The 22,559-nt window shown below is 45.8% G+C and carries 19 protein-coding genes; 13 read left to right on the forward strand and 6 right to left on the reverse strand.

What is annotated here, in order from left to right; genetic code table 11:
• Window positions 1-12: 12 nt before the first annotated feature.
• The 8 genes from gyrA to ABK01_RS06855 all read left to right on the forward strand — a co-directional run bounded on the left by gyrA (window position 13) and on the right by ABK01_RS06855 (window position 10,638).
• Window positions 13-2,529 (forward strand): DNA topoisomerase (ATP-hydrolyzing) subunit A, encoded by a 2,517-nt coding sequence (gyrA, locus tag ABK01_RS06820; RefSeq protein WP_253675086.1) that lies wholly within the window; start codon window positions 13-15, stop codon window positions 2,527-2,529.
• Between the two features lie 219 nt (window positions 2,530-2,748).
• Window positions 2,749-3,168 carry a hypothetical protein gene (locus ABK01_RS06825; RefSeq protein WP_206181570.1) on the forward strand — a complete coding sequence of 140 codons (420 nt, stop codon included), beginning with the start codon at window positions 2,749-2,751 and terminating at the stop codon, window positions 3,166-3,168.
• Complete coding sequence (locus ABK01_RS06830; RefSeq protein WP_016523475.1) at window positions 3,146-4,291, forward strand: nucleotide-binding protein; 1,146 nt, start codon at window positions 3,146-3,148, stop codon at window positions 4,289-4,291. The genes ABK01_RS06825 and ABK01_RS06830 overlap by 23 nt, the downstream gene beginning before the upstream one ends.
• Window positions 4,292-4,301: 10 nt before the next feature.
• Window positions 4,302-6,503 carry a FapA family protein gene (locus tag ABK01_RS06835; protein WP_016523474.1) on the forward strand — a complete coding sequence of 734 codons (2,202 nt, stop codon included), beginning with the start codon at window positions 4,302-4,304 and terminating at the stop codon, window positions 6,501-6,503.
• Between the two features lie 11 nt (window positions 6,504-6,514).
• Complete coding sequence (gene lgt / locus ABK01_RS06840; protein ID WP_253675087.1) at window positions 6,515-7,498, forward strand: prolipoprotein diacylglyceryl transferase; 984 nt, start codon at window positions 6,515-6,517, stop codon at window positions 7,496-7,498.
• Window positions 7,491-7,955: a hypothetical protein gene (locus tag ABK01_RS06845; RefSeq protein WP_253675088.1), complete on the forward strand. Its 465-nt coding sequence runs from the start codon at window positions 7,491-7,493 to the stop codon at window positions 7,953-7,955. Before lgt ends, ABK01_RS06845 begins: the two co-directional genes overlap by 8 nt.
• Before the next feature lie 68 nt (window positions 7,956-8,023).
• Window positions 8,024-8,485: a transcriptional regulator NrdR gene (gene nrdR, locus ABK01_RS06850; RefSeq protein WP_253675089.1), complete on the forward strand. Its 462-nt coding sequence runs from the start codon at window positions 8,024-8,026 to the stop codon at window positions 8,483-8,485.
• A 50-nt stretch (window positions 8,486-8,535) separates the two neighbouring features.
• Window positions 8,536-10,638, forward strand: a complete 2,103-nt coding sequence (locus tag ABK01_RS06855; protein ID WP_253675090.1) for a ribonucleoside triphosphate reductase — start codon at window positions 8,536-8,538, stop codon at window positions 10,636-10,638.
• 334 nt (window positions 10,639-10,972) lie between these two features.
• Here ABK01_RS06855 and ABK01_RS06860 read toward each other — a convergent pair whose 3' ends face one another.
• The 5 genes from ABK01_RS06860 to ABK01_RS06880 form a co-directional block, all read right to left on the reverse strand.
• A complete protein-coding gene (locus ABK01_RS06860; protein ID WP_253675091.1) occupies window positions 10,973-11,797 on the reverse strand; it encodes a hypothetical protein in 825 nt (274 codons plus the stop codon).
• Window positions 11,798-11,825: 28 nt separating this feature from the next.
• Window positions 11,826-12,521, reverse strand: a complete 696-nt coding sequence (locus ABK01_RS06865) for an ABC transporter ATP-binding protein (protein WP_212564831.1) — start codon at window positions 12,519-12,521, stop codon at window positions 11,826-11,828.
• Window positions 12,518-12,898, reverse strand: coding sequence for a GntR family transcriptional regulator (locus ABK01_RS06870; RefSeq protein WP_212564830.1), 381 nt, complete (start codon window positions 12,896-12,898; stop codon window positions 12,518-12,520). The genes ABK01_RS06865 and ABK01_RS06870 overlap by 4 nt, the downstream gene beginning before the upstream one ends.
• A gap of 249 nt (window positions 12,899-13,147) precedes the next feature.
• Window positions 13,148-14,302 carry an iron-containing alcohol dehydrogenase gene (locus ABK01_RS06875; protein ID WP_253675092.1) on the reverse strand — a complete coding sequence of 385 codons (1,155 nt, stop codon included), beginning with the start codon at window positions 14,300-14,302 and terminating at the stop codon, window positions 13,148-13,150.
• A 206-nt stretch (window positions 14,303-14,508) separates the two neighbouring features.
• The gene (locus tag ABK01_RS06880) at window positions 14,509-15,213 is read right to left on the reverse strand and encodes a B3/B4 domain-containing protein (RefSeq protein ID WP_253675093.1); all 705 of its coding nucleotides are present in this window, start codon (window positions 15,211-15,213) and stop codon (window positions 14,509-14,511) included.
• Window positions 15,214-15,289: 76 nt separating this feature from the next.
• Between ABK01_RS06880 and folK the strand changes: the two genes are divergently transcribed.
• The 5 genes from folK to ABK01_RS06905 all read left to right on the forward strand — a co-directional run bounded on the left by folK (window position 15,290) and on the right by ABK01_RS06905 (window position 19,599).
• Entirely contained in the window at window positions 15,290-15,778 is a 489-nt protein-coding gene (gene folK, locus ABK01_RS06885) for a 2-amino-4-hydroxy-6-hydroxymethyldihydropteridine diphosphokinase (RefSeq protein ID WP_212564827.1), read from the forward strand.
• A gap of 116 nt (window positions 15,779-15,894) precedes the next feature.
• Window positions 15,895-16,929, forward strand: coding sequence for a low-specificity L-threonine aldolase (ltaE, locus tag ABK01_RS06890; protein WP_253675094.1), 1,035 nt, complete (start codon window positions 15,895-15,897; stop codon window positions 16,927-16,929).
• Window positions 16,930-17,910, forward strand: a complete 981-nt coding sequence (locus ABK01_RS06895; RefSeq protein ID WP_253675095.1) for a cation diffusion facilitator family transporter — start codon at window positions 16,930-16,932, stop codon at window positions 17,908-17,910.
• Window positions 17,910-18,785 (forward strand): hypothetical protein, encoded by an 876-nt coding sequence (locus ABK01_RS06900; RefSeq protein WP_253675096.1) that lies wholly within the window; start codon window positions 17,910-17,912, stop codon window positions 18,783-18,785. The genes ABK01_RS06895 and ABK01_RS06900 overlap by 1 nt, the downstream gene beginning before the upstream one ends.
• The gene (locus ABK01_RS06905) at window positions 18,760-19,599 is read left to right on the forward strand and encodes a hypothetical protein (protein ID WP_212564823.1); all 840 of its coding nucleotides are present in this window, start codon (window positions 18,760-18,762) and stop codon (window positions 19,597-19,599) included. Before ABK01_RS06900 ends, ABK01_RS06905 begins: the two co-directional genes overlap by 26 nt.
• A gap of 207 nt (window positions 19,600-19,806) precedes the next feature.
• Here ABK01_RS06905 and ppdK read toward each other — a convergent pair whose 3' ends face one another.
• Window positions 19,807-22,551 carry a pyruvate, phosphate dikinase gene (ppdK, locus tag ABK01_RS06910; protein ID WP_253675097.1) on the reverse strand — a complete coding sequence of 915 codons (2,745 nt, stop codon included), beginning with the start codon at window positions 22,549-22,551 and terminating at the stop codon, window positions 19,807-19,809.
• Between the last annotated feature and the right edge of the window lie 8 nt (window positions 22,552-22,559).

Below are 22,559 nucleotides of genomic sequence, written 5' to 3' on the forward strand. Positions count from 1 at the left end.
GGAGCATAAAACGTGGAAGAGATAAAAACGCCGGAAGGCGGGGTGTTAATCCCCATTCCGATTGAAACTGAAGTAAAACGTGCATATATAGATTATTCGATGTCGGTTATTGTGAGCCGCGCCCTGCCCGATGTGCGGGATGGCTTGAAGCCGGTACACCGCAGAATCCTCTACTCGATGGAAGAGAAGAGTTTGCGCTATTCGGGGCCGACGCGCAAATGCGCTAAGATTGTCGGTGATGTGCTGGGAAGCTACCACCCGCACGGCGATGCCTCCGTATATGATGCGCTTGTCCGTTTGGGGCAGGATTTTTCACTCCGATATCCGGTAATCCATCCGCAAGGAAACTTTGGTACCATCGGCGGCGACCCGCCTGCAGCCTACCGTTATACGGAAGCAAAGATGGCGCGGCTTGCCGAGTCGATGGTAGAAGACATCAAAAAAGATACCGTTGATTTTATTCCGAACTTTGACGATTCTACGCAGGAACCGACCGTACTGCCCGGTAAATTTCCGTTCTTGTTGGCGAATGGTTCAAGCGGTATCGCCGTCGGTATGGCAACCAATATGCCGCCGCACAACCTACGCGAAATTGCTCAAGCGGTGTCTGCTTATATCGACAATCCTGATATTACCATTGATGAGCTTGCCAAGTATATTAAGGGGCCGGACTTTCCGACCGGCGGCATTATCTTTGGTAAAAAGGGCATCCGGCAGGCGTTTAAAACCGGACGCGGGAAGATCTTAGTCCGCGGCAGGTTCAATATCGAGGTTGATAAAAAGGGCAAGGAAACGATTATCTTTACCGAAGTGCCCTATCAAGTAAACACCACGGCACTCGTTGCTAAGATCGGTGAACTTGCCCGTGAAAAAGTGATAGAAGGGATTGCGGCAGTCAACGATGAAACCTCAGACCGCGCCGGCTTACGGCTGGTTATCGAGCTGAAGCGGGGCGCAATCGCAAAGGTGGTGCTGAACCAGCTCTTTTCCAAGACAGCGCTGCAGTCCTCCTTCGGCGTTATCAACCTTGCATTGGTGGATGGGCGGCCGCAAACGCTGACGCTTAAGCAGTTGGTCGGCTACTTTGTTGCGCACCGGCAGGAGGTTGTTACCCGCCGCGTCCGCTTCGACTTGAAAAAAGCTGAAGAACGTGCCCATATTTTACGCGCCCTCATCGTCGCCATCGACAATATCGATGAGGTGATTAAGATTATCCGCGGCTCCCGCGATACGGCAAGCGCCAAGAACGCGCTGATGGAGCGGTTCTCGTTTGATGACATACAGGCGCAGGCAATCGTTGATATGCAGCTCAAGCGCCTCACCAGCCTCGAAATTGAAGACCTCCGCAAGGAATTGCAGGAGCTTGAACTGCTGATTGAACATTTGAAAGACCTCTTGGCGTATCCTGAAAAGATTCTTGCGCTCATTAAGCAGGAAACCGATGAGCTTGCAGAGAAATTCGGCGACGACCGCCGTACCGATATTGTCAGCGATGAGGTGGAAGAGATTAACATCGAAGACCTCATCAAAAAAGAGCAGATGGTAGTGCTGGTTTCCAACCTCGGCTACATCAAGCGGGTACCGGTTACCGCCTACAAGCGGCAGAACCGCGGCGGCAAGGGTTCCAACTCGGCTGCCTTGGTTGAAGACGACTTTATCGACCAGATTTTCACCGCTTCTACACACGACTATATTATGTTTATCACCAATGAGGGGAAGGCGTATTGGGTTAAGGTACACGAAATCCCCGAAGCGAGCCGTACAAGCCGCGGTTCGCATATCAAGTCGCTCCTTGCCGTATCTTCCGACGAGGAAATTACCACGATTGTGTCCTTAAAAGAGTTTAGTAGCGACACATACCTCTTGATGGCGACGGCGGGCGGCATTGTGAAGAAAGTGCAGACCGACAGCTTCCAAAATGCCAAAACGCGCGGTATTATCGCCATTAAGCTTGATGAAGGGGATAAGCTCGTGAGTGCAATCCTTACCACCGGTAAAGATGAGCTGATGCTGGTAACCCGGCACGGACAGGCGCTCCGCGTTTCCGAAACCGAAATACGGGATCAAGGACGCGCTTCGCATGGGGTAATCGGTATTCGGCTGTCCGGCGGGGATGAGCTGACCGGCGCGCTTCGGATTAACGGCGGCAAGCTCCTCGTGATGAGCGAGAACGGCTACGGCAAGCGGGTTGACTTTTCCGAGTTTTCTCCGCATGGGCGCGGTACCGGCGGGCAAAAGGTGTACACCATTACCGAAAAAACCGGCGAAGTGGTCGGGCTGCTTGCCGTCGCTGACGATGACGAAATTGTCTGCATCACCGGACAGGGAAAAACCATCCGCGTGCAGGTTTCCTCTATTAATGTGATGGGACGCGCCGCGCAGGGTGTTAAAATCCTCGATATCGAAAGCCCCGACCAGCTCATCGGGTTGGATGTGGTTGCACGCGAGGATGAAGAAGACATCGCGCCGCCCGCTTCGGAAACAACCTTCAACGGAGAGCTTGACCTCGACGGAGGGGATGCGGAGTAGACAGAGCTTAGACGTAGTACAAACCACCCGTAAAACAGGTGATTTGTACTGAGTCTATAAAAACAGGGACTTAAGCCGAAACTTAAGCCCCACGCTTCCACTAACGTTCAAGCCTGTTGCAGTTTGGACACGCCGCTCCCCTTTGAAGGAGCTTTTGTATTACGTGCGCCTTGATAATAGCCCTTGACCTAACGTAATCTAGCGCATACACTCTATTAGATGAACAAGAAAACGGTTGCTGCCTATTGTGCCGCTTTTGTGTACGAAATAATAAAAGTTTTTTATATCGCTGTCTTTTCTGTCGGCTATCCCCAAGGGATGACTTTCTTTAAGTATAGCGCACTTGCGGCGCTCTGTATGCCGGTACTTTTGTGGCTGATGCTCGCGTTAAACGAAAAAGACTTTCACTGGGCGCTTTATGCGGTTGCATTGTTCAAATTAACCGCTGTTTGCGCGGAATTCCTCTATATTTTTCAACAGGGATTTGCTATAATAGGGATTGTCTTTAACTCGGCACAGAGCAGCGGCAGTCTCAATTTTTCAAAGGAAGTACTTTTTTTCTTCCCAGCTGATACGGTGCTGTTGTTTTATTCATTTATAAAAGGGAGTGTGTATTATGCAAATAATACCGATTGCTAGCGGAAAGGGAGGGGTCGGAAAAAGTCTTCTTTCCGCGAATCTTGCAATTGCACTCGGACAAGCAGGAAAAAACGTTCTGGTTGCCGATCTGGATTTAGGCGCATCAAATCTTCACTTAGTCCTTGGACAGCAATCGAATGCGCACGGAATCGGTACTTTTCTGTCGGGAAATTCGTCATTTGAAAATATTATTGTAAATACGGGGTATCCGAATGTTCGTTTTGTTCCGGGCGACTCCGAAATTCCCGGCTTCGCAGCCTTAAAAGCCTCCGATAAAAACAGCTTAATCAAAAATATGCTTAAAATGGATGCAGACTACCTGATCCTTGATCTCGGTGCAGGAACGCACCTCGGTATTCTGGATTTCTTTTTACTTTCCCCTCAGGGCATTGTCGTTACTGCGCCGTCGGTTACCGCAATACTGAACGCATATCTTTTCCTAAAAAATGTCGTATTCCGTATGCTCTACGGAGCCTTTAAGCGAAACAGCCCCGGTTTTAAATACCTTGAGAAGCTCAAGTCGGATTCCGCATCTATGCAGCGAATGTATATTCCCCGCATCATCACCGAGCTGGAAAAAGTCGATCCTAAAAACACCGAACTTTTTTTATCCAATCTGCGGAAATTTAAGCCCCGGCTTATTATGAATATGCTCGATGACCCGAAAGATGCCGACAAAGCCTTAAAGATCCGCCGTTCATGTCAGGAATACCTCAATATCAATCTTGAACACCTCGGCGTTATTTACCGAGATACAATACAGGATACGGCGCTTGCATCGCGTTTACCCGTCATCCTATACAAACCACATGCGATGATTTCTCAGGCAATCTACCGCATTGCCGACAAAATTCTACAGTCCGAAACCGAAACCTTTCAAAATGCGGCAGATTACGCCGAATATACCGATGAAACGTTTCAGTCTGCCGAATTAGAGGCTGAAACCGACTTCCGCTCAAAAATGGGTTATATCGAAGATCTTATCGGCAGTGATGCATTATCAATGAGTGATATTGCCGAAATGCTCAAGAGTCAGCAATATGAGATTTCCGTTTTAAAGAAAGAAAATGCTTTGTTAAAGCGGAAAATAAAAACAGCCCTTGAACAAGGGTATCGTATATAAGCGGTATGATATGAAGTGGACGATAAAACAAAACGAAAGAAATAAAAAGTGGTATTTTTCCGTCAGCGACGTAGACAATAAAGAGGATTGCGTGTTCCCTAGCTATGAAGAAATAGTAGAACAGGCTAAAAAAGTAGGGGTATCTACCGAAAACCTCATCAACGCGCAACAGTTTGAACGTTACTTCGATAAAATATTGTATGGAACGACATTACCGCTTCCTCTCGAAATCGAACTTGATTCATCCTTTGATACACGGCTTATTATCGATCCGAATAAAACCAAGGCGACACTCTATATACGGAAAGCAAAAAACGAACCGCACAGTATTGATAAAAAACTGATTACGACAATGCTGAATAACAGCCAAATTGCAAACATCGATTTTAAAACGCTAGACGAAAAAATAAATGCTTTTGTCGAAGCATCCGACCGTGAAATTGAACTTGTCATCGCAGAAGGCACACTCCCCGGACGAGGAAAAGATCGATCTCTTATTTCGCATATTACAAAGTTGGACGAGGCAGAAGATCTCCTGTTCCGTAAAAAACTGCTCCATGCGGTAGGAACAGCCCGTGAGCAACCGCAGATGATATACGACAAAGACTTTCCGCTATCCGAAGCGCAAGCTCTTTCCATCGTCGCAAAACACGATCTGCTGTACGAATTTTCAAAATCGGAACTCGGAACAAGCGGAGCGGATATTTATGGAAATACTATTCCGGGCTTACCGGGCAATGACCCCTTTGTACTTGATTTACGAAATATCACGCAAACCAACGACGAACTAAAAGCCGGTTGTAACGGTATTCTTTTATCGGCGGAAAGTTCCGACGGGCTCAAGCTGCGTATTATCCCGTATAAAGATGCCACGGTCAAAGCTGTTATCAGTGCCGACAACATGGAAGCATCGCTCATCCTCGAATCGGGAAGAGGAGCCGGTGCACGCCTTTCACTTTCCCGCTTAAAAAAAGCCTTGGACGAGGTAAACCTACCGCCTGATCGATATACCGACAAAATACTGAGGGACGCTATTTACGAAGCACGGCTTTCCTCTGCGCCGGTTGAATTTACCGTCAGCAGAGGCATACAGCCGGTCGCCCCGCATTCGTACCAATTTGACTGGAAGGTACATTTCGGGCATTCCAACAGTGTTTCGGTAAAACGGGGAGAAACCCTGTTGGAAACATTCTTTCAGGAAACCGGCGAGAAAGGATCCGACGTATTCGGTACTACTATAGAAATCGATAAGGCCGTACCATTAAATCTGCCTCAAACCGATAACACGATCCGTGTTATCAAGCAAGGAAAAAAAGTTTCATTCGTAGCGGCTGTACACGGAGAATTGATACGCACCGGTGAAAGGCTCAAGATACTGAATTCAAAAATTATCGACACTGATGTGAATAAAGAAACCGGCGACATTATCTTTGCGGGTGATGTGATTATCAATGGGGACATAGATGCAGACCGCAGCGTAAAGGCAGGCGGCAGTTTAACCGTCAACGGAGATGCAGGTGTATCGCTGGTGTATACCAAAGAATCGCTTTTAATGAACGGCGGCATACGCGGAGAAAGCCGCGGTACGGTGTGGGCAAAGAACACGATGGCACTCCATTTTGCCGAAACCGCACGGTTGTTCGCAGGCGGTAATATCTATATCAATGAATACAGTTTCCGCTGCGTTGTTAAAACAAACGGTCAACTCATTATGAACGGAGAACCGGGTAGTTTTATCGGGGGAAACGCCCATGCTGCACACGGTATCAATGTGCGCAATTTAGGTGATTACAAAACCGTCCGCACGATTATTTCTTTCGGGCAAGACTACCTCATAAAAGATAAAATCGAGGTATACGAAAAACAGACGCAGGAAAACCTGCTGGAGCTTGCTCGCATAGAAGCGGAGTTAAGCGATACGGAAACCCCGGCTGACCGTATCCAAGAACTGCGGGAACAAAAAGTCATCTTGCTTAAATCAAATACATCTCTCGGCATAAAGATTTTTAAGCTGAAAGAGAATTTTGAATCGCATATTCCCTCGGAGGTGAAGGTAACCGGCACCGTGTACCCCGGCGTTATTTTAGAAAGTCATGGTAGATATTACGAAGTACGAGAACCGGCTTCTCATGTCATATTCACCTTCGATTCAAAACAGGGCAGAATAGTCTGTAATCAAATTGAAGATAAAATCGACTTTACGGCGGAATAAGAGGTGTTTTTATGATTTGTGCTATTCAATATCCGTCGTGGATAAAACCGGAGATTATTCCGGGCTTCCCCCTTTTACGCTGGTACGGGTTTATGTACCTCGTTGCCTTTGCGATAGCTTTCGTGCTGTTTAAGGTACAGGTTAAAAAAGGTGAGTTACAACGATATACAAAAAGCGAAAAGCCTATCACGAATGAAGATATCATCGACTTTTTTACATGGTCTCTGTTCGGGCTGATGCTCGGCGCCCGCATTTTTGCAACGCTGGTATATGAACCGACATGGCTTTATTGGCAAAAACCGTGGTTGATCTTTTGGCCGTTCTCCGAAGCGCGGCAATGGACGGGCTTACAGGGAATGTCGTATCACGGGGGGTTTATCGGATGCTTCTTGGGCGCCTTTCTGTGGACAAAACGGCATAAACAGGACTTCTTCGCTTGGGCGGATACCGCAGCAGCAGGCATACCGCTCGGCTACACATTCGGAAGGCTCGGAAACTTTTTCAACGGCGAACTCTATGGGCGCATCACAACAAGTCCCATCGGCATGATCTTTCCGTCGGTTCCCCTGCACGATTGCTTTCCGGTCAAAGAAGCGTGGGTACAAGAGTTTGCAGCAAAAGCAGGAGTCGCCATACAGGAAGGAGCGCAGTATATCAACCTTCCCCGCCATCCGAGCCAGCTGTACGAAGCGCTGTTTGAAGGAGTACTCCTCTGGATTGCGGTATGGCTGGTGCGCAATAAAAAACCGTTTAACGGCTTTTTATTTTGCTTCTATACCATCGGTTACGGTGTTGTCCGTTTTTTTATCGAATACTTTCGGCAGCCCGATTATGAGCTGGGCTTCCGGATTGCAGCGGACGAGGCAAATATCTATCTTTTTAGCTCGTTCAAAAATATTTCTACCGGACAAATCTTTTGCTTTATGATGATTGCAGGCGGTCTTATCGGTATCGGTCTTTTAGCTCGATATAATCGGAAGCGTAACCATGGATAAACCGTTGTTACCTGAAAAAAAACGAAGCAATATTTTCACCTTTTCGCTCCTTTCTCCCGGAACACGGGTAGGATATGCGGTGATGCTGCTGTGTATCAGTGCAGCCTCTGTTCTGATGTATAATGAACGGCATCAGCTGCCGATTTTGGGAATTATACTGGGATGTTTTTCGCTGTTTGTGCTATGCTATATAGACCGGTGGAGTTTTAACTGTACGGAACAGACGGTAGAGTATCGGGTCGGTCTTATTTTTTTTATTTTGCGTACGCAACACCTTTTTTCCGATATCGAAAAGGCCGAAACGGAGCGCTTTACCAAAGGGATTTTTAAAACACCGTTCATAAAATGCGTGCTGTGTTTACGTACCGGAGAAAAGAAAACAGTCGCCATTTTTCCGGCACGTAATACAGCGCTTGAACGGCAGTGGGAAACTCTCACAGCATTTTTTGCCGGTTAAAGTATACCGATTCATAATTCACAATTTATAATTAAAAATTAATTATAAATTGATTTAAGGGAGAAGATATGCGCTGTCCGTATTGCGGAAGTGTTGACGACAAAGTGGTAGAGTCCCGAACGCTCGGGCAAGGCGATTGTATCAGGCGGAGACGAGAGTGCCTCAGTTGCGGATACCGCTTTACCAGCTATGAGCGGATAGAAGAAAAACCGCTGATGGTGGTTAAACGAAACGGCCGGAGAGAGCCATTCGACCGCGCAAAATTGGAACGCGGCATCGAACGTTCACTGGAAAAACGTCCCGTTTCGATGAACGAGATTGAAAACATCGTCAGCGATATTGAAGATGCAGCGGTTATGAATAGTAAGAGCGCTAAAGAAATCAAGAGTACCGAGCTGGGTGAAATGGTACTTGCCCGTTTATACACTGTAGATAAAGTAGCGTATATCCGGTTTGCATCGGTATATAAGAAATTCAATAACCTTGATGAGTTTATCAACGAAGTACAAAAAATACATGGGCATCTCTAAAAACTCAAGTTTTTAGAGGTTCCGATATGTCAAATATGGGGAGGAAGCAGATGGATCAAGCAGTATTTCCTGAATGGACAGCCTTTTTGGGCGATACAACAATAGAAACAAAACCGATATTACGCTCGGTGGTAAAGCGGTCAGGCGATATTGAAGTTTTTAATCGAAATAAAATAAAGATAGCAATTCAAAAAGCGATTGAAGCGGTTACCGGTTCCGTAGATGAAGAAAAAGCTGATTTATTGACGGTTGCAGTAGAAGAAAAGTTGACGGAGTTGATGGCTTCGCGCCATGCACATTCGATTCCGGCAATCGAAGAAATTCAGGATATTATTGAAAATGTTTTGATCGAACGCAATGAAGCACGCATCGCAAAGGCATTTATCCTCTACCGTGCAAAACGGGAAGCTGTCCGCGATGCGGAACGGCTGATGATCGATATCGACAAAACGATGAACGGTTACTTGAGCAAAAGCGATTGGCGGGTCAACGAGAATGCCAATGTCAATTTTTCGCTCGGCGGACTCATCCTGCATAACTCCGGCACGATAACGGCGAATTACTGGCTTAAAAATATCTACACGCCGGCAATCGCCGAAGCGCATCAGACAGCCGCCTTCCACATCCATGACCTTTCGATGTTTTCGGGCTATTGTGCGGGATGGTCGCTCCGGCAGCTCATTCAAGAGGGCTTGGGCGGCGTTCCCGACAAGATTACGTCGAAGCCTGCACGCCACCTTTCTACCCTTATTCAGCAAATTGTGAACTTTCTCGGCATTATGCAAAATGAATGGGCGGGGGCGCAAGCATTCAGCTCTTTCGACACCTATCTCGCACCCTTTGTAAAAGCCGACAAGATGGACGAAAAGAGTGTAAAACAGTGCCTGCAAAGCTTTATCTACGGGGTTAACACGCCGAGCCGGTGGGGAAGCCAAGCGCCGTTTACCAATATCACACTCGACTGGACATGCCCTAAAGACCTTGCCGATAAAAAGGCGGTGGTCGGCGGAAAGGAAACCGATTTTACCTACGGTGATTGCCAAGCGGAAATGGATATGATCAATAAGCTCTTTATCGAGCTGATGCTGGAAGGCGATGCGGCAGGTCGCGGCTTTCAGTATCCCATTCCGACCTACAATATTACCGAGGATTTTAAGTGGGATAGCCCGAACGCCGCTCTCCTTTTCGAGATGACGGCAAAGTACGGGACGCCGTATTTTCAGAATTTTATCAATTCTGATCTTAACCCGAGCGATGTCCGCTCTATGTGTTGCCGTTTGCAGCTGGATAAACGCGAACTGAGGAAGCGGGGCGGCGGTCTTTTCGGCTCCGACGAATTTACCGGATCCATCGGCGTTGTTACCATCAATATGCCGCAAATCGGCTACCTTGCGCGCACGGAAAAAGAATACTTTGACCGCCTCGACTATCTGATGGAGCTTGCTAAAACCAGCTTGCAGATTAAGCGCAAGGTGATTCAGCGGCTGCTGGAGGGAGGACTTTTCCCGTATACGCGCCGGTATCTCCAGCACTTAAACAATCACTTTTCTACCATCGGAATTTGCGGCATGAACGAATCCTGCCTTAACTTCCTCGGAGAAACTATCGTGAGCGAAACCGGTAAAGCTTTTGCCGAAAAAGTGCTGACTCATATCCGTAAGCGGCTCGCGGATTTTCAGGAGCAGACGGGCGACCTCTTTAACCTTGAAGCAACCCCCGCCGAAAGCACCTCGTACCGGCTTGCACGGCACGACAAACAGCAGTTCCCCGATATTATCACCTCAGGGGAGCGCGATCCCTACTATACCAATTCAAGCCAGCTGCCGGTTTCGTACACCGCCGATGTGTTTGAAGCGCTCGATCATCAGGAAGCGTTGCAGCGTAAATATACCGGCGGTACGGTATTCCATATCTTTTTAGGAGAATCGATTAAAGATTGGCAGGCGTGCCGCGATTTGGTTAAAGCGGTTGCATCCCACTACCGTATCCCGTATTTTTCCATATCACCGACTTTCTCCATTTGCCCCAAGCACGGATATATCGACGGGGAGCATTTTGAATGTCCCTTGTGTAAGCGCGAAAAAGAAGCTGAATTGGAAGCCCGCTTGCGTGAACTGGAAGCGGAAAAGGAAGCGCTGGGGCAGTCCTTTTGAAGATATACACGCCGTCTGCTTTTTTGCTTGTTCAGCGAAGTACGTCCATGTACTTCGCTGAACACAAGGGGATGTCTCAAAAGTTGGTTACTTTTTCGCCATCCCTCATCAGCATAGCTGATAACGAGTTTAAAATTAAGTCAACGTCAAGAAATTGATCTCCATGTCAATTTCTTGACTGCAAGTTTTCTTGCGAAAACTTGTTTCTGCCTAGTTCCACTGCCATCCGTGGCAGCTTTGCAAAACGGACATGGATGGCAGTGGTTTTAGTAGTAACATCGCATCTAAATCTAAGGAAACTGTCCAAAAACTTGAAGTTTTTAGCGGTTCCCTCTTACACTTCTACCTTCTTTTTTAAAAGCCAGACCGAAAGAAAAAAGCATCCGATACCGAAAGCGATAGAAAGCAGAATGGATACTACCGGTACATGTACCGTAGTAGTAGGATAGGTAAACGTTCCGGCATAATGGTGTATTCCGTAAATGTTAATGGTAAATATTTCGCCCAACATTGCGGCTGCTCCTGTTTCAATCGTTCCAATAAATGAAAGCATACCCATAAATAACAAGATACCTCCTACTGTCCAGAGGGCACGCATACGTCTAATGTTAAAAGACCGCACAATAGTTTGAACAGCAAGGGTTATATTTCCGATCAAAATAAATCCTGCAATAAACAGAAACAGCAGCACAATATATCCCGGAATATTTTTGACTAGTATCGTGTTTAAAAGCTCGATATTAAGCTGGAATAAATCTCGGAAGTGGAATCCCATATAATGGATAATCCAAAACAGCATCACTATCACAAAAAGGATCAGTGCGGCAATCGCGTATATACAAAATTCTACAAGTCCGCATAGCATTCTGCCAAGCACTATCCATTCAGTACGTACCGGCAGCGTGAGCATAAGATAACTTTCATCGGTGAATAGCAATGAGCGCCCATAGCCGCTGCTGCACCGGATAAAGGATGAAAGCGGAATAACCGCTAACGCTAACATGGTTAGCACAAACCAGAAATGATAAAAACCGTTTGTTACATCGTTTGTCATGGTAAGGAACAAGAGTTCAACCCCACTCATACATGCCATAAGGGCACAGTGAAGGAGAATACTTTGTTTCCGCTGTAAAAAGATGTATTTAAAAATCTGCTTCATATAAACCTCCGTAAACTCAAGAGCCGTCTTAACCGAAAATTTCGAGATAGAGCTGATAAATTGATTTTTGGTGCGATTCCCGCAGCTGCTCTGCATCACCGGATAGGGCGATCGTTCCTTCCCGTAAAAATGCAACATCGGTAAAGACGTGTTCAACATCGGTTACCAGATGCGTACTGATAATAATGGCGCTATTTTCCGTCCATGTTTTAATAATTGTCTTAATAATTTTTTCACGGGCGACTGGATCGGTTCCGCCGAGCGGTTCATCAAGAACAAAGAGCTTTGCTGCACGGGAAAAAGTAAGCGTCAGATTCATTTTTTCGATCATGCCCTTTGACATTGTTTTAATACTTTGGTTTGGATCAAGCTGCATAAAACTGAGCAGTTCCAAAGCCTTATTCCGATCAAAGTCCTCAAAAAAATCTCGATAAAATTGAATGGCATCCAACGCAGTCATTTTAGGATAGAGACAATTCCTGTCGGGTAAAAAAGAGACCATAGCTTTTGTTGCAAGACCGACAGTTTCACCGCATATCCTGATCTCCCCTGAGCTTGCGTGCAGGAGCCCTGCAATAATTTTTAAAAAGGTCGTTTTGCCCGAACCATTGGGACCAAGTAAGCCGAGTATCGAACCATCCTGTATTTCTAACGAAATATCTTTTAGTACCGGTTTAGTAAAATAAGATTTCTTCAGTGAATCCGCTTGTAAAATAATACTCATGGGGTAACCTCCTGTGCAGCCTGCGTTGTAGCTGAATTTTTTATCAGTTCAATAATTTCAGCCCGTGAATAGCCGAGGCTTTCCAAGTCATGGATAAATGCCTTGGTGATACACGTAACTTTTTCAGTACGCAGCCGGCTGATCAAGTCTTGATTATCAATGACAAATGAGCCGATGCCTCGTTTTGTTTCGATAATGCCGAGCGATTCACAGTCCTTATATGCCCGTGAAACGGTGTTTTGATTCACTTCCATCATCACCGCCATTTCTTGAATGGAAGGAAGTTTTTCACTCGGTACCAATGTACCGTTCAATATATCGTTTTTTATTTTTTCGATAATTTGAACATAAATCGGTATATCGGTATCATATTTCATGCTCTCCTCCTTTAGTATACTATGTAACTAGTATACTAGTTTATTAAGTAATAAATGTCAAGAGAGGGGGATGTTAAGGGAAAGAATAACACATGAACAGATAAAAATTGTTTATGTAAGAACGGTAAAAGAGGTTGTAGAATCAGAAGAGAAGCACATTGCAACGTAAACAACATCCTATGCATAAAAGAAAGCCCTGCTACCGATGAGGGCAGCAAGGGCGTTTTATCTTATGAAATGGTTATATTGTTAAAAATCAATATCTTTGCCGTAATAAGCTGCAAGATAAATCTTCTTAATATCGGCAGGAGAGGTTTTGCGCGGATTGGTCAGCGTACAGGCATCGTTAAAGGCTCTTTCGCTCATCAAATCCAATACCTTGAGGAACTTATCTTCTGGAATAACGGTATTCTTGCCTTCCTGTATGGTGCGGGTAATACCAACTTTCCGGTTCAAGGCAGAGACTGCATTTGCGATATTATCAATACCTAAAGCCCCTTCCAGCTTGCTGTACCGGTCGGTTTCTTTTCTATTATAGTTGATAATATACGGAAGCATAATTGCGTTTGCCTCACCATGCGTCAGATGGAACTCACCGCCAATCTTATGCGCCATCGAGTGAACGATACCAAGCGAGCAATTGCTGAATGCAATACCGGCAACCGTTGATGCCGTGTGCATTTTTCCGCGTGCTTCCATATCGTTTCCGTTTGCGACGGCCCGCTCAAGATAGTCGAACACCAGCCGGATCGCCTCAAGTGCATAAGGATCGGTGTAATCGTCGTGAGCGGTAGACACGAAGGCTTCGATAGCATGGGTCATAACGTCCATACCGGTTTGAGCCGTTACCAGCGGCGGCATTTTTGCGGGGATTCTATCATCGACAATCGCAATATCGGGGATAATATCAGGGCTTACGAGCGGATACTTGATATTTTTTTCCGTGTCGGTAATAACGGAGAATGCGGTAATTTCGGAAGCAGTTCCGGATGTTGACGGGATACCAACCAGCTTTGCTTTTGTACGCAGCTTGGGGAATTTGAAGGCGGCTAAATCGTCAAAGTTATAGCCGGGGTATTCGTAGTACACCCACATGATTTTTGCAGCATCCATTGCAGAACCGCCGCCTAATGCGATAATCCAATCGGGATTAAAGGCTGCCATCTTTGCGCCGCCTTCTTTACAGGTCTTAACGGAAGGATCAGGCTCTACGCCGTCGATAACCGCTACTTCCATACCGGCTTTTTCCAGATAGCCCTTCGCTTCATCGATAAAGCCGAATTTTTTCATCGAGCTTCCACCGGTAACGATAGCCGCTTTTTTCCCTTCCAATGTGGAAAGAAATTCCAAGGCACCCACTCCGTGTACAATCTTAGGCGGGATACTGAATGTTGCGTACTTCATAATTTATACTCCTATTCATTAAAAGAGGCGTTATGTTGTACCGTTTTGTAACTGTATCTTAAACGGATAGTCTAATCCTCTTTTATTTTATAGATAGTATTATAACGATATTTTATTATTTAGTAAATAGGAAAACGATAAAAAAACACCGATCAGCCAAAAAAAATAGACTAACCGGTGTTCTTATTATTTATAGTAAGATAGAATTATAGTTCGATAGAAGGATTTGATTGCGTTAAAATTTCGGTTGTAACAGCTGCACCGAGGTACTTTTGAGCATACTCTCCGATAAGCGCCAATGCGGCTTTTAAGTCTTCCAAGCGGGCAGGATCAAGGTTTTCCATGATGATAAACGCATTTTTTGTGTTTTCGGTAATCATTGTGCGCTGCCCATCACGCCAATTAAAACAGCGGCAGATGGCGCCTTTATTATCACGGTAGCACAACTCACCTTCCAGTGTTTGGCTATGTTCCTCATCGCCGAGCGCAAAAAAATCGTCGCCGCCCTTTGTAACACCGAGGATTAAATCACCGTCAAAGGTATCGCTGTCTTCCGCTCCGCACGGCAAGCCGAATTGCAATGATGCGGCATTGTAAATATCTACCAGCGGATTGATATACGAAACGGGATTCTGTTTTTCTACCCGCTTCAACAGCGCTTCGATACTGCATCGAACGCCCTTCTTTGTTTTAAACTTACGATACGCATCACGCCAAATCGCGATTACGGGATTCTCACTGAATACGTTTTTTACCAAAAATTTTTCCGCATCGGCATTGCTTCGTGAAAGTAATACCTTTATATCGCGGACACTTTCGCCGCTATTATCTATACCTTTTAACAGCACCACACCGAGCTGCGCTTGAGGAAAAAGCTCCCAAAAAGAGGCATCCGCCAAAAATTTACTCATAGTATCTCCTATACAAAATGCTATCGATACTATAAAAATATACAAGTCTTTTGTAAAGAGGCCGAAAATTTTAGATATGGAAACAATCATATTGGGACTTGGGTCCAACCGCGGAGATTCAAAAACAATCCTTGCAGAAGCAATTAAACGGTTCGCGTCATTTTTAAATGATATCCGTACCTCATCCGTCTATATCACAAAGCCGCAGGATTATCTCGATCAGGATGATTTTTACAACATGGTTGTATCGGGACACTATGCAGGGAGTCCCGCCTCGTTGCTTAAAACTCTGCAACGGATCGAAGCGGACTACGGCAGAAACCGTGAAATTGAGATTCCAAAAGGCCCTCGTACACTCGACATCGATATTCTCTTTTTTGGGAGCCAAATCGTTAAGCTCGATAATCCTCCGCTTATCATCCCGCACCCTGCCGTACACCGGCGAGCCTTTGCACTCATCCCATTATTGGAACTGTATCCTGACTACCATGATCCCGTTACACGACAGCCGCTCGCCGCCGCACTCGCAGCTCTCCCCGATCAAGGCGTGCGGAAAAGTGTCTGATGCGTAGCTGAGGTTCAGCATCGCAAATTACATCTAAGAAAAACCTCTAAAAACCGTAAGTTTTTTAGAGATGTCCTGTATTGCATTGGAAGGGCTTATGGGATACACTTGGATATATGAAATACATTGATTTACGCAGCGATACCGTTACGTGGCCAACCGAAGCAATGCGGGAAGCTATGGCAAAGGCTCCGGTCGGCGATGATGTGTACGAAGATGATCCTACCGTTAAGGAACTGGAACAATATGCGGCAAGTATTACGGCAAAAGAGGCAGCGCTCTTCGTACCGTCCGGCGTATTCGGAAACCAGTTGGCGCTTTTCACGCATTGTCCCCGCGGCAGTGAGGTCATTTTAGACGATCAATGTCATATCGTACAGCACGAAAGCGGAGCCGCGAGTATTATTGCAGGCGTACAACTGCGGACGATCGATGCTCACGGTTCTATTCTTTCGCCGGAAGCAATTGAACCGCGTGTACGCATCGGGGATGATATTCATGAACCGGAAACCAGTCTCATCTGTCTGGAAAATGCGCACTCAAACGGAAAAGTGTTTTCGGTAGAGCAGATGGAGCAGGTAAGGCGATGTGCAAACCGCTATCATATTCCCATTCACCTTGACGGCGCGCGTCTTTTTAACGCGGCGGTTTCCTTAGGTATTGAAGCGAAGGAACTGACGCAGCATGCGGATTCGGTTATGTTCTGCCTTTCCAAGGGCTTATGCGCACCGGTCGGCTCTATTTTAGCGGGAAGCCGTAAATTTATCGACCAAGCCCGCCGGAACCGCAAAATTATGGGCGGCGGTTTGCGTCAGGTGGGTATCCTTGCCGCTGCGGGCTTAATCGCCTTAAAAGAGATGCGGTACCGCCTTGATACCGACCATCAGAATGCGGGAATGTTGGAAAAGCTCTTAAACGATATCGATAAAATAGAGATTGCGCATGACCGCAGGGACATTAACTTTTTGTTTTTCAAAAATAGCGCAGATGCACAATTGGATACGGAAGCCTTTGTCGAATATATGCATGGAAAAAATATTTTGATCAATCCTTGCGACCGCAACGGGTATTTCCGATTGGCAACACACTATTGGATAACAAAAGAACATATCCAATATATTGCGGACACAATTAAAGAGTTTTACGACTAAATGCAATCGACCGATCAAAATACGCTTATGCAGGATACACGCACCAAGATTGTACGCACAGCTTCTTTTATTGCACTCGGGGGTAATCTGTTTCTCTGCATAATGAAGCTCGCCGTAGGTCTTATAACCGGCAGTCTTGCAGTGTTGGGAGACGGCATCGATACGGCAACCGATGTCGGTATTGCCGTGATGGCAGTGCTCGTCAGCTTTATCATCAATAAGCCGTCGGACTCCCGCTATCCGTGGGGACGGCAGCGTGCCGAAACCATTGCCTCTATGGTATTGGCGTTTATCATTATGTTCGCCGGCATCCAGCTCTTTATCGCCTCAATCAATAAACTGATACAGGTATATAAAGGCGAGCTGCTTCCGATGCCGCAGCGCATTGCGATAATCGTAACGACGGTGTCTATTGCCGGTAAGCTTCTCCTCGCGCTTAATCAATATCTCCTCGGTAAAAAAGCCCAAAGCTTGATGATACTCGCCAATGCACGCAATATGGTAAATGATATTGTTATATCATCATCGGTACTTGTCGGCTTTGTTATTTCTCTGTTATTCCATGCACCGTATTTTGACCCGCTTGTTGCATTGCTCGTTTCATGCCTGATTATCAAATCGGCCATTACGCTCTTTATTGAACTCAATGTTGAATTGATGGACGGCAATACCAATAAGCAGCTTTACGAACAGCTTTTTAGCGCCGTAGCAACCATCCCGGAGGTTAAAAACCCGCATCGGGCGCGGATACGCAAAATGGCGAATTTGTGGGATATCGATTTGGATATCGAGGTTGACGGCTCCATGCCGGTAAGTGAAGCGCACAGTATTGCCGAAAAAACTTCGCTCGCTATTAGAAATGCACTTGGGAATGTGTATGATATTGTGATCCATATTGAACCGTATAATTCCGATAGGGACGGGGAGTGCTACGGATTATCGTTGGAAGATATGGATGGTATGGGAGGAGATATAAAATAGTGCGAAAAAAATGGTTCGGGGCATTTTTTTTATTGATACTACTGCCGCTCTGTTCGGAATCTCTACGGGATCAAAATAAGGCATATTTTGACTCTATTCAATGGGAAGCATTGGGAGATGATTTGGTTATTCCGCCCCTTCCCGAACCGTATACTATTGAAGGCGACCGGCCTGTTCCGTATGCAGATACTATCGATGACGGCGATATTCTTCCTTCATTGCCGCAGCTTGGGATACTGGATTATCAAAATATTCCCGAAGATGTCCTCGCCTTTTGTGATAAAATCACAGCAGCAATTGTTTCAAAATCGATTGATGATGCCTTTTTTAGTACACAAAAAGCATTTTTATCTCATCTCGGTCGTTTTATGATAGAACATTTTCCTGATTTTTCTTATGCGTTTTACGGACGCCCATCATTCAAACAGGATGGCAGTGCAATAATACTGATGCGGCTGACTGTAAAACCGGCAGCAGCGGAAGTGAGTGATGAAGTTAGCAATGAAAGCAAAGAGACCGCTGTACCGCATGATACGGCGATAAGCCCAGGTTCATCTTTACAGCAGGATGCGATTACACAACAAGATGCAGCTGTACAACAGAATGCAATTGTACAGACTGGAGAGCCGGAACCGGACGCTCTTCCTATCGAAAATACCAAAAGTATGGAAAATACCGCAGGTACTAAAGCTATCGAGGAAGGTATCGAAGAACAGCCGGAGAATATCGCTGAGGTTCCAGACTTTTTTTCCGATGACGAACAGCCGCTGTTTATTATGCTGGAATTCGGCGCAGTAAAAGAAGATACCGCATGGAAAATTTCTTATATCGATTTTAAGGGGGCAGAATATGCAGATTCCGCTCTCACGAATTGAATATGACTATATCATTGAATCATTCTTACAGGAGTTCCCGCCGCTTCTTCTACAATCGGGAGCGCTCTTTTATATGTTGCCGTCCGGCTCCTATACGATAAAAAACAGTAAGCTCTATTTTCAACCACTGCCTGAATTCATCGGGAAAAAAACATCCGTTTTTTTTGATCATAAAAAACGAAGCATTGTCTTTCATACAACTGTTTATGCACATAACGGCAGCTGCTCTATAGCGTTACCCGATATTGCATATAAATACGACCCCGATGGACAGCAAAAAAACAATGTTTTTGCAGAAATTCATATACCGGATAACTCTCCGATTACCGCGCATGAACACGAACATTTTCCCCTCGATTCGATTATCCATACTGATCTGTATTTGCCTGCCTTCACCGATTTTTTACCATCGGCTTATCAAACGGCCGCACAATATACGGCAGAAAAAACAATAACGCGGAATATGTTCCCGCTTTTTTTATACCGCCTGCACGAGTTTGAACGGCAAACGTTTATGATGTTTAACCCATATTCATCAAGCGGGCTGTATGTATTGTTTATAGACAGTAAGATACTCATCTGCGGATGCAAAGACCGCTATGCAGTTTCAATCGGGAAACGGCAATCGCTTCAGTTTGTGCTGCATTTTCCTCACCGTACCATTCATAGCAAAGGGCGAAGTCTATTTTCCCATTTTCTTCCAAAAAGCAACTGTGCTGTACTCGGCTTTGTGTTCGAAGATCTTTTCGAAGAGGATAAACGGTTTTTGTATGAGCGGGTGTATCATGAAAAGTACAACCCCTCTGACTTTTGAAAATATACGACACATCTACTTCGTTGCCTTGGAGCTGTCTCGAAAGTAACTAACTTTTGGAACATCCCCATGCTCCTTCTTTATAGTTTTTAAGCGTATCTCCCTTATTAGCTTTCATCCGGAATTAAGCTATAAAGTAAAAAGGCTACCCAAAACTAAAATTTTCGGGCAGCCTTTGGGTACAGTTATATAAACTATAACGATTATTTATTTCTTCTTTGTTGTGGTTTTAGCGGATCTTGCCGTTTTGGTCGTTTTTTTAGCTCCGCCCTTTTTCGCTTCTATTGCAGCCTGTGCAGCAGCAAGGCGGGCAATCGGAACACGGAATGGGGATGCCGAAACATAAGACATGCCGACACGGCAGCAGAACTTAACGGATTCCAAATCTCCGCCGTGTTCACCGCAGATACCGACCTTTAATTCGGGGCGAGTTGAACGACCTTTTGCAATACCGTCTTTTACGAGCAACCCGACGCCGACTTGATCCAACGACTGGAAGGGATCGGCGGGGAATACTCCCGCTTTTTGCTCATCCACATACGCAGGCAAGAACTTCGCAGCATCATCGCGGCTTATACCAAGCGTCATCTGCGTTAAGTCGTTAGTTCCGAACGAGAAGAACTCTGCCCGTTCTGCGATTTTATCGGCTAATAAAGCAGCGCGCGGAGTTTCGATCATCGTACCGACCAAGTATTTAATCTTAGCCTCATGCTTTTTTAGAATTGCGTCTGCAACGCTGCGAATTCTTTGCTCAAGAATCGCAAATTCTTTAGGATCGATAGTAAGCGGAATCATAATTTCGGGCAGTACCGTAATACCTTTTTTGTGCACATTGCATGCTGCAGTAATAATAGCGGTTACTTGCATTTCGAGAATTTCGGGATAAGTAATTGCCAAACGGCAGCCGCGATGACCGAGCATCGGGTTTGCTTCATGGAGCTGTTCTACCCGTTCCTTTACACTTGCAAAACTGATATTGAGCGCTTCGGCCAACTTCTGCTGACCTTCCTTATCGTGCGGTACAAATTCATGCAGCGGAGGATCGATTAAGCGGATGGTAACGCCTTTTCCATCCATTGCTTTAAAGATGCCTTCAAAGTCCTTTGTTTGAATCGGAAGCAGCTTAGCCAAAGCCTTTTTGCGTCCCTCGGTAGTGTTTGCAACAATCATCTCACGGATCGCAAGAATACGCTTTTCATCATTAAAGAACATGTGCTCGGTGCGGCACAAACCGATACCTTCGGCTCCGTGTTCGATTGCAACTTTCGCATCTTCGGGGCGGTCAGCATTGGTGCGTACTTTAATGGTACGAATCTCGTCAACCCACTTCATCAAGGTCTTATATGATTCAGGCTGTTTTGCTTGTACCAATTTCAGCTCGCCGACATACACATCACCTTTGGTTCCGTCAAGGGTGATAAAATCGCCTTCTTTCAGGACTTTACCGTCATAGCTGCATTCGCCTTTTTCGTAATCGATAACGAGTTTTTCGCATCCGACGATACAGCATTTTCCCCAACCGCGCGCAACAACCGCTGCGTGGCTGGTCTTTCCACCGGTTGCAGTCAAAATACCCTGTGCAGCGTGCATACCGCCGACATCTTCGGGGCTGGTTTCCTTACGCACGAGAATTGCTTTTTCTTTCTTTGCAGCAAGCTCTTCTGCCTTAGCGGCGGAAAAACAGATTTTTCCGGTGGCAGCGCCCGGGACTGCGGCAATTCCGCTTACAAGCAATGCGGATTTCAAATTTGCCTGCTTGTAGTCAATAGCCGGATAGAAGATACCTTCGATATCGCTTGCTTTAATACGCATGATCGCTTCTTCTTTTGTGATAAGCCCTTCATTCACCATATCGACAGCCATTCTGAACGCGGCAGCAGGAGAGCGTTTACCGGTACGGCACTGAAGCATATAGAGTTTACCCTCTTCTACGGTAAACTCCATATCCTGCATGTCCTTGTAGTGGTCTTCCAAAAGAGCGCGGACTTTGCAGAGCTGGTCATAAGCTTTTTTATCTTCTTTTTCAAATTCGGAAAGTTTAATCGGTGTACGGATACCCGCAACAACGTCTTCACCCTGTGCATTAAAGAGGTAGTCTCCGTAGAATATATTTTCACCGCTGTTGGGATCGCGCGTAAAGCAAACGCCGGTACCGGAGGTATTCCCCTTGTTACCGAATACCATCTGCATAACGTTTACTGCAGTGCCTTTAATTCCGACGAGGTTTTCTACGCGGCGGTAAGTAACGGCTTTTTCAGCCATCCATGAATTGAATACCGCTCCGATAGCGCCCCAAAGCTGCTCGATCGGATCCTGTGGGAAGTCTTTCTTAATCTCTTTTTTATATAGCGCCTTAAATTTTGTAATAACTTCTGCAAGCTCGTCTTCATTTACATCGGTATCGCCGACTTTTTTACTTGCTGCAATGTTCAAGCGTCCGCGGGTATGTTTTTCTTTTACTTCATCAAAAAGGGCGTCGAATTTACTGCGGTCAATACCCATTGCCGTTGAACCGTACATCATAATGAAACGGCGGTACGCATCCAAAGCGAAACGGCGGTTCGATGTCTTTTTTGCCAAGCCTTCAACCGATTTATCGGTTAAACCGAGGTTCAAAATCGTTTCCATCATACCGGGCATCGAGACGGGAGCACCTGAACGGACGGAAACCAAAAGCGGATCGTTGGGATCACCGAGTTTCTTACCGGCGCTTTTTTCCAGCTTCTGCAAATTCTCTTTTACAGATTTTTCCAAACCGGTAGGGTATTTCTTATTATTTGAATAATACAATTGACAAACTTCAGTGGTAATTGTAAAACCAGCGGGAACGGGCAACTTTGCACGGGTCATTTCGGCTAAGCCGGCGCCTTTACCGCCCAGTAACTGCTTCATCTCGCCGTTACCTTCAGCCTTGCCGTTTCCGAAGAAATAGACATATTTTTCTTCTGCCATGATTTCCT

The organism is Treponema sp. OMZ 305, assembly GCF_024181325.1.
Classification (GTDB): Bacteria; Spirochaetota; Spirochaetia; order Treponematales; family Treponemataceae; genus Treponema.

Coding starts and splice junctions, on each gene's coding strand:
- ABK01_RS06825 (WP_206181570.1), top strand. CDS start 2,749: ATGAACAAGAAAACGGTTGCTGCCTATTGTGCCGCTTTTGTGTACGAA.
- ABK01_RS06830 (WP_016523475.1), top strand. CDS start 3,146: ATGCAAATAATACCGATTGCTAGCGGAAAGGGAGGGGTCGGAAAAAGT.
- ABK01_RS06835 (WP_016523474.1), top strand. CDS start 4,302: ATGAAGTGGACGATAAAACAAAACGAAAGAAATAAAAAGTGGTATTTT.
- lgt (WP_253675087.1), top strand. CDS start 6,515: ATGATTTGTGCTATTCAATATCCGTCGTGGATAAAACCGGAGATTATT.
- ABK01_RS06845 (WP_253675088.1), top strand. CDS start 7,491: ATGGATAAACCGTTGTTACCTGAAAAAAAACGAAGCAATATTTTCACC.
- nrdR (WP_253675089.1), top strand. CDS start 8,024: ATGCGCTGTCCGTATTGCGGAAGTGTTGACGACAAAGTGGTAGAGTCC.
- ABK01_RS06855 (WP_253675090.1), top strand. CDS start 8,536: ATGGATCAAGCAGTATTTCCTGAATGGACAGCCTTTTTGGGCGATACA.
- ABK01_RS06860 (WP_253675091.1), bottom strand. CDS start 11,797: ATGAAGCAGATTTTTAAATACATCTTTTTACAGCGGAAACAAAGTATT.
- ABK01_RS06865 (WP_212564831.1), bottom strand. CDS start 12,521: ATGAGTATTATTTTACAAGCGGATTCACTGAAGAAATCTTATTTTACT.
- ABK01_RS06870 (WP_212564830.1), bottom strand. CDS start 12,898: ATGAAATATGATACCGATATACCGATTTATGTTCAAATTATCGAAAAA.
- ABK01_RS06875 (WP_253675092.1), bottom strand. CDS start 14,302: ATGAAGTACGCAACATTCAGTATCCCGCCTAAGATTGTACACGGAGTG.
- ABK01_RS06880 (WP_253675093.1), bottom strand. CDS start 15,213: ATGAGTAAATTTTTGGCGGATGCCTCTTTTTGGGAGCTTTTTCCTCAA.
- folK (WP_212564827.1), top strand. CDS start 15,290: ATGGAAACAATCATATTGGGACTTGGGTCCAACCGCGGAGATTCAAAA.
- ltaE (WP_253675094.1), top strand. CDS start 15,895: ATGAAATACATTGATTTACGCAGCGATACCGTTACGTGGCCAACCGAA.
- ABK01_RS06895 (WP_253675095.1), top strand. CDS start 16,930: ATGCAATCGACCGATCAAAATACGCTTATGCAGGATACACGCACCAAG.
- ABK01_RS06905 (WP_212564823.1), top strand. CDS start 18,760: ATGCAGATTCCGCTCTCACGAATTGAATATGACTATATCATTGAATCA.
- ppdK (WP_253675097.1), bottom strand. CDS start 22,551: ATGGCAGAAGAAAAATATGTCTATTTCTTCGGAAACGGCAAGGCTGAA.